The sequence below is a fragment of the Streptomyces sp. NPDC020192 genome (assembly GCF_044388685.1).
Taxonomy (GTDB): domain Bacteria; phylum Actinomycetota; class Actinomycetes; order Streptomycetales; family Streptomycetaceae; genus Streptomyces.
In genome coordinates, this window is the sequence record NZ_JBIRXG010000109.1 from 1 (window position 1) to 2,371 (window position 2,371).

Sequence of the window (2,371 nt, forward strand, 5' to 3'; positions counted from 1 at the left end):
TCAACGCCGCCCACGGCATCACCCCCCAACCCACCACCATCCCCCTCTACTCCACCGTCACCACCGAACCCATCGACGGCACCACACTCAACGCCAACTACTGGTACACCAACCTCCGCCAAACCGTCCGCTTCGAAGAGACGATCCGCGTTCTCCTCGGGGACGATCACAACGCGTTCCTCGAGGCCACCGCGCACCCGGTGCTCACCATGGCCGTCGAGGAGACGGTCGGTGCGGTGGAGCGCGAGGCCGTGGTCGTCGGCACGCTGCGGCGGGACGAGGGCGGGCTGGAGCGGTTCGTCACCTCGCTCGCGATGGCGTGGGTGCGCGGGGTGCGGGTCGACTGGCTCGAGATGCTGGGCGGGCGCCCCTCGCGGCACCTGGATCTGCCCACGTACGCGTTCCAGCGGGAGCGTTACTGGCTGGAGCCCACGAGCCGGACGTCCGGCGATGTGTCCGTACTGGGGCTGGAGGGTGCCGGTCATCCGTTGCTCGGCGCTGCGGTGCGGCTGGCGACGGAAGACGGTGCCCTGCTGACCGGGCGGCTGTCCCGGGAGGCGCTGCCGTGGCTCGCGGATCACGCGGTGGCCGGGACGGTCCTGCTGCCCGGTGCGGCCTTTGTCGAGCTGGCGCTGCGTGCCGGGGACGAGGTCGGCTGCGACCTGGTCGACGAGCTCACGCTCGAAGCCCCGCTCGTCCTGCCCGAGCGCGGGGCGGTGCGGCTCCAGCTCGCCCTGGGCGCTCCCGACGCGCAGGGCCGCCGTGAGCTGGGCGTGTACGCGCGTCCGGAGGACGGCGGAGACGACGTCCTGTGGACGCGGCACGCGCGTGCCGTGCTCGCCGTCGCGGACGGGTCCGGCCGTGCCGACGACACGGCCCCCGAGGCGGTCTGGCCTCCTGTCGGAGCCGAAGCCCTCGCCGTGGCCGACTTCTACGCGCGGGCCGCGGACGCCGGATATGGGTATGGGCCCGCGTTCCAGGGCCTGCGGGCCGCCTGGCGGCTCGGCGACGACCTCTACGCCGAGGTCGCGCTGCCGGAGCCGGTGCGGGAGGAAGCCGTCGCATACGGTCTCCACCCCGCGCTGCTCGACGCGGCCCTGCACGCGGCGCTGCTCGACCTGGTAGGCTGGGGCGGGCAGGTTCGGCTGCCGTTCGTGTGGAGCGGCGTCACGCTGGACGCGGTGGGCGCGGGCGCGCTCCGCGTCCGGATCTCGCCGGCCGGTGCCGACTCCCTGAGCGTGTCGCTCGCCGACAGCACCGGGCGCCCGGTGGCCTCCGTACGCGCCCTGGTGTCGCGTCCGCTCTCCGCCGAGCAGCTTCGGCAGCCGTCGGGCAACGCCTTGGAGTCCCTCTACCGCATCGAATGGGTCCGGGTGCCGGCCGCTGCCGAGAGCTCGGTCATGCCTGTTCCGCTGACCGAGGTGCTGGACGACTCGGCCACCGTGCCCGACGTGGTTCTCCTGTCCTGCGTCGACGCCGGCACCGACGCGGCCGACATCGCGGCGGGGGTCCGCCGTACCGCGTACGACCTGCTGCGCTCGGTGCAGTCCTGGCTCGGTGACGAGCGGTTCGCGTCCTCGCGCCTGGTCGTTCTCACCCGGGGCGCGGTGGCCGCGCTGCCCGGCGACGAGGTGAGCGACCTGGTGTCGGCTCCGCTCTGGGGGCTCATCCGTTCCGCACAGGCGGAGAATCCAGGGCGGTTCGTACTGGTCGACAGCGACGGTTCGGAGGCCTCCGCCGCCGCGCTGGCCGCCGCTGCGACAGGTGACGATCCCCAACTGGCCATCCGCAACGGTGCTTTGCTCGCTCCTCGCCTTGCGCGCGGCACGGCGGCCGGTGCGCTCGCGCTCCCGGCCGACGGCTCCGACTGGCGGTTGGACACGCGTAGCTCGGGCACTCTGGAAGGTCTCGCGCTGCTTCCGAGCACCGCGGCGGCACAACCGTTGGAACCGGGCCGGATACGTGTCGCGGTTCGAGCCGCCGGGCTCAACTTCCGGGATGTCCTGATCGCCCTCGGCATGTATCCGGGCGAGGCCACGATGGGCAGCGAGGGCGCCGGAGTCGTGGTGGAAGTGGGGCCCGGCGTCACCGAGTTCGCCGCGGGCGACCGGGTCGTGGGGCTGATGCCCGAGTCCTTCGGGCCGGTCGCGGTGGTCGATTACCGTACCGTCGTACGAATTCCGGAGGAGTGGTCGTTCGAGCGGGCGGCTGCCGTGCCTGTTGTCTTTCTCACCGCGTACTACGGCCTGCGCGACCTCGGCGGTCTGCGGGCCGGGGAGTCCGTCCTCGTCCACGCCGCGGCCGGCGGGGTCGGCATGGCCGCCGTCCAGCTCGCCCGCCTGTGGGGCGCCGAGGTCTACGGCACCGCAAG

The 2,371-nt window shown here is 73.1% G+C and carries 1 protein-coding gene; it reads left to right on the forward strand.

The features are described from left to right. The coding region (locus ACH47Z_RS47045; protein WP_399086772.1) for a polyketide synthase dehydratase domain-containing protein at positions 1 to 2,371 on the forward strand (2,371 nt) is incomplete at both ends.